The 4,536-nt window shown below is 63.4% G+C and carries 3 protein-coding genes and 1 pseudogene; 2 read left to right on the forward strand and 2 right to left on the reverse strand.

Annotation, left to right across the window (positions count from 1 at the left end):
• A pseudogene (locus tag KNW02_RS20045) lies at positions 1–138 on the forward strand (IS6 family transposase); the annotation flags it as partial.
• A 33-nt stretch (positions 139–171) separates the two neighbouring features.
• Here KNW02_RS20045 and KNW02_RS20050 read toward each other — a convergent pair.
• Complete coding sequence (locus KNW02_RS20050) at positions 172–654, reverse strand: hypothetical protein (RefSeq protein WP_216034951.1); 483 nt, start codon at positions 652–654, stop codon at positions 172–174.
• A 339-nt stretch (positions 655–993) separates the two neighbouring features.
• Here KNW02_RS20050 and KNW02_RS20055 point away from each other — a divergent pair, with 339 nt between their 5' ends.
• Positions 994–2,334 (forward strand): DUF7986 domain-containing protein, encoded by a 1,341-nt coding sequence (locus KNW02_RS20055; RefSeq protein ID WP_216034952.1) that lies wholly within the window; start codon positions 994–996, stop codon positions 2,332–2,334.
• A gap of 183 nt (positions 2,335–2,517) precedes the next feature.
• Here KNW02_RS20055 and KNW02_RS20060 read toward each other — a convergent pair whose 3' ends face one another.
• Positions 2,518–3,927, reverse strand: a complete 1,410-nt coding sequence (locus KNW02_RS20060) for a PepSY-associated TM helix domain-containing protein (RefSeq protein WP_216034953.1) — start codon at positions 3,925–3,927, stop codon at positions 2,518–2,520.
• Positions 3,928–4,536: the final 609 nt, after the last annotated feature.

The following is a 4,536-nucleotide window of genomic DNA, read 5'->3' on the forward strand; positions in this document are numbered from 1 at the left end:
CGACCCATGCTCGGCTTCAAATCCTTCGCTTCGGCGTCAGCGACACTTGAGGGCATCGAAGTGGCCAATATGATCCGCAAAGGCCAGCTGACGCCCGGACTCTGTCCCTTCGCCCAATTCGCAGCACAGGCAGCATAATAAAACGAGAACAACGACCTCATTCAATCATGGTCAGAGTTTGCGACGGAGCCCGGGCAAGCCATCGTCATGGATACGCAGGATCAGGGCGACGTTCATGCCTTCCCAGTCATAGGGCGTCGCGGCGCCCGGTCCGGATGCCACGCGGCGCACCATGTCGTTCTCGTCCTCGAAGGCGTGCACCTCCTCGGCCAGGATCAGCATGTCGGCGATGGTCACCGACACACCGCCGACCGGATCTGTGATCGGCAGCCAGTCCTCCCGGTCGATGGGCTGGATGCGGCGCATGACGCCTTCCGTGGGACCGGTACCGCAGCGGCGGAACAGCGGCAGAAGCTCCATCGGCGAAAGGACCACCTTGCCTGCCACAGCTTCCTCGCCGCAGCGAACCATGGCGATGCCCGTCATGATCCTGAACCGCCCCACATCCGCCCAGCCGGCGATATCGGCGATATTGCGGCCCCAGCGGGCAGTGACTTCATGCAGGGTGTAATGCGTGCGCGGCGGCAGGGCCATGGTCTTATCCTCTCCGTTTCTGCTGAGGATCTCTGTCGCTCAAACCCGGTGCAGCCCGCGCCCGAAGGTGCGGGGGAAGTGGAATTGGCGGCAATAAGGGCAGGGCGCTTCCTCGCGCCCGACCTCCTGTCCCTGAGCTATATTCCGATGAGGCTGCTATGCTTGTGGTTGAGCTTGATTCTCCTCTTGCGCGTCGTTGTGCACCGTTCGGTCGGTGGGAACAGGGCATGAACATGCGTTGCCACGCAAGCACGCGGATGATGCCGCGACGTCGTTCGGAGGTGGCGTCGTGCATCGTTCCAAGGTTAGAAACACGACATCGAATGCCGGAGAAAAGCCATGGCTGAACGCAACGACATTTCCGATCTGCTGGCCTTCATCGGTCGGGAGGGCGACTGGCGCGAACGGCTGCAGGAGGTGGTTGCCGAACATCTGATACCGGCGCTGGAGGCATTCGAAATCGACCATGACGGGCTCATCGACCTCCTAGGCGAGCAGTGGTCGGGCGTGCTTTGGGGTTGCGGCTTCGAGGATTTCCTGTCCTGCCGCTATGAGGACGGCAATATCGTCGATCTCTATCTCAAGCGCCGGGGCTGGAAGGAAACAGCGCTGAACCGGGACTATTTCGCGGCGCTGCGCGACACGCCGGTCAGCCTTTACGAGGTCAGCGACGTCCAGCCCGGCGCCTCGATGCTGCTGCGCGACCTGCTGACGGATGCCGAACCGGTCACGGTGCGGGAAAAATCCGCCAGTCGCACCCTGAAGCAATGGGACCGGATTGCGGTGCGGGTGGTTGCCCAGCGCGATCACCATGTCATCTCGGGCGCGCTGCTGCCGTTCGGGGCCGAGATGGTGGAGTTCCTGTTCGAGGGGCTGCGCGACGCGCTGAAGCTGAAGAAGCGCGATACGCTGCGGCTCAGCCGCGATCAATTGCTGGGCTGTGCGCCCGTTTTTACCGCCGCCTGGCTGTTCACCGAAATCGACCGAGCCCTTGCCCCGGCAGAGATACAATTCACCAATTCGGATGGCGACGATGTGCTGTTTCACGATCTGCGTTTCCCGCTGGCCAGCGGCGTGACACAGAAGGCCGTCGCCGAGCGGCTGGACCGGGTGAAGGTCTTCGAACCCGAAGGGTCGAAGTTCTGGAACTGGCTGGCCTTGCGCAAGGGCAAGGGTGGCAAGGCGGGTGGTGGCCTGATGCTGGACACGCAGATGGAGGGCGCCACGGTACTGGGCACGCTGGAACTGAAGGGCAAGGCGCTCTTGGTCAACGTGAACTCGGCCACGCGCGCGGCCATGGTCGAGGTGCTGGTGACGGAGGCCTGCGGCGGGTTGCTGAATCGCCCGCTGACCACGATCCGGACCGTGGAGCAGATGCGCGGCGAATCCCGCGATGGCGAGGCGCGGCACAGTGATGACGAGATCCCGCCCGAAATCGCCCGTGAACTGATGCAGGAGCATCTGGACCGGCATTACCTTGAAACCCTGGATGCACCGGTACCCGCCCTCGGCGGCAAGTCCCCGCGCGCGGCCGTCCGCACGGCTGCCGGGCGGAAGAAGGTGGTCGAGTGGCTGAAGTATCTGGAAAACGGCAGTGCACGTCACGCAGGTGGCCCGATTGCGGAATACGATTTCGGCTGGATGTGGGAGGAATTGGGGCTGAAGGAGTTGCGGAAGTGACGGTCGCAGGCGCTTGCTGATTGGAAGTATGACGTCTGCGCGTTCACTCCGAACCGGCCATCTGTCCGCTCTGTGGCGAGCGACTGGTCTCACCCTGTTGGCAGCCGTGCTGGATGGCACAGAGGAGCCGGAGCAGGCCCCTCTAAGGAATTCAATATCTTGGCACCGGGTTTGCGCAGAGCATCACGCCAACCTCCGGCGACGCCCGATGAGATGGGCAGCCAGTTCGATCGCCAGCAGAATCAACATCGACAGCCCGACCAGGGGGAAGAAGATCCCCGCCACGATCGCCATCCCCAGCAAGGTCCGGGGGATGCGCCAGTCAGTCGGTACGGCTGGAATGCCCAGGGCGCCGGAGGGGCGCCGCTTCCACCACATGGTCGCCGCCGACACGCAAAGCATGATCATCGCGAGGCAGGCGAGCAGCAAGACCACCTGGTTCAGCAAGCCCCATTCCTGGCCCATATGGACCGAGATGCCCCATTCCGCCCAGCGACCCAGCGTGCCGAGGTCTTGGAGATCAGCGTCGTAGAGAACCTCGCCCGTGTAACGATCAAGGTGAATGACCCGTTCATATGTGATGTCGTCCGGATAGACGGAGGCCGTGAACACACCCGTCGGCGTGGTGGGCAGGTTGATGGCATAGCCTGCCACGATGCCTAAGTTCTCAACAGTGGTGACCACTGTGTCGAGGGTCGGGAGCATCGTGTTGTCCGGCCCATCTGAGGCCATCCCTGAGGCGCCGTGGCCTGCATGGGCGCCCTCGTCTGGCGCCTGCGACGACGGGATCGGCTGCCGCTCCATGATCCAGGGCGCGCGGTCCATGACGTCCTGTGCGGGGATCGTGGATTGCGGTGTATTGGACCAGTAGCCATCGGGCATGCCGAGGCCGAGCGCATAGGCCGTGTCGTAGAATTTCGTCCCCCAGACCCCGGACCAGGGAAGGCCGGTCAGGGCGAGAAAGACGATGAAGACGCCGGTGTAGATTCCGGTGACCGCGTGCAGGTCGCGCCACCAGGGGCGGCCGCGCGTGGCCTTGATGCGAAGCGTTCCCACGGTCTTGCGGCCGCGCGGAAGCCAAAGGTAGATGCCGCTGGCCACCAGAAGGACCATCCAGCCCGCCGCAGCCTCGATCAGCCGGTTGCCGAACCAGCCTGCATATTCCAGCGAATGCAGCTTGCGCACGACATACATCGCCGGGCTGCCTGCCGCGCCGCCGTCCCAGAGCGCGCCCAGTACGCGGCCATCGTTGGGATCGACATAGATGGTATTGCGCAGCCCGTCGTCTCCGACGATGTCGACCTCGGCGCTGCGGTCCGGGGCGGGTGCGGGCGTATAGGCCCGAAGCGTACCGGGATGGGCGGCCAGGGCGGCCGCGGTGATTTGCGATGGCGGCAGGGCCTCGGCGCGGACCTCGACGAAACGCAGTGGCCGGTGGGCGGCGTCGTTGATCTCGTCCTTGAAGAGATAGATCCCGCCGGTCGCGGCCAGGATCAGAACGAAGGGCAGGATGACAAGCCCCGCGATGAAGTGCCAGCGCCAGACGGCGCGGTAAAGTGCAGCACCTGCTGCACGGTTTGTGATGTCGGTCATTGATACATTCCTTCGACCCGTCTCGAGGACGGGAACGGACACGGGGTTGGCCCCACGCGCCTTGCGACAGGGCCATCGATGCAGTGCCTGTCAGGCGATCCGCGGAGGCGCCCTGGTGGAATGATTGATGTTGCGCGCCTGCGCTGCGCGGCGCAGAGCCTCGCCCTTTCGCCACAGTTCATGCGGCCGGAATGCGAGGCACATGGCGGGTGCGGTCAATTGCGGCGGGTAAGGGATGGTGTGACAGTACGGACATTTGTGGTCATGACCTCCATGCCCCGCGTCATCGCCACATAAATCCGCTGACGTGACGCCGAAGACCATCGCATGGACGGCCCGTGCATTGCTGAGCCTGTCGGGGGCCATGAGGGCCGCCGAGACAACGCTCGTCACCGCGAGGCAAAGGCCAAGCGCCAGAGCGAAGATGATCGAGGTCCGGACTGTCATGGAAAAGATATGCCAGCAACTCTGGCAAAGGTGAATAGTGTTGATTGCCACTGAGAATTGACCCGGCAACCGCCAAAATTGTCATTGAGAATTGACCCATGTGCAACCCTGCCTCGGCTTGAAGCAGCTGGAGGCATACGGAGTGATCGACATGGGATTTTT

Origin of the sequence: Paracoccus marinaquae (assembly GCF_018860165.1) — a bacterium.
Lineage (GTDB): Bacteria > Pseudomonadota > Alphaproteobacteria > Rhodobacterales > Rhodobacteraceae > Paracoccus > Paracoccus marinaquae.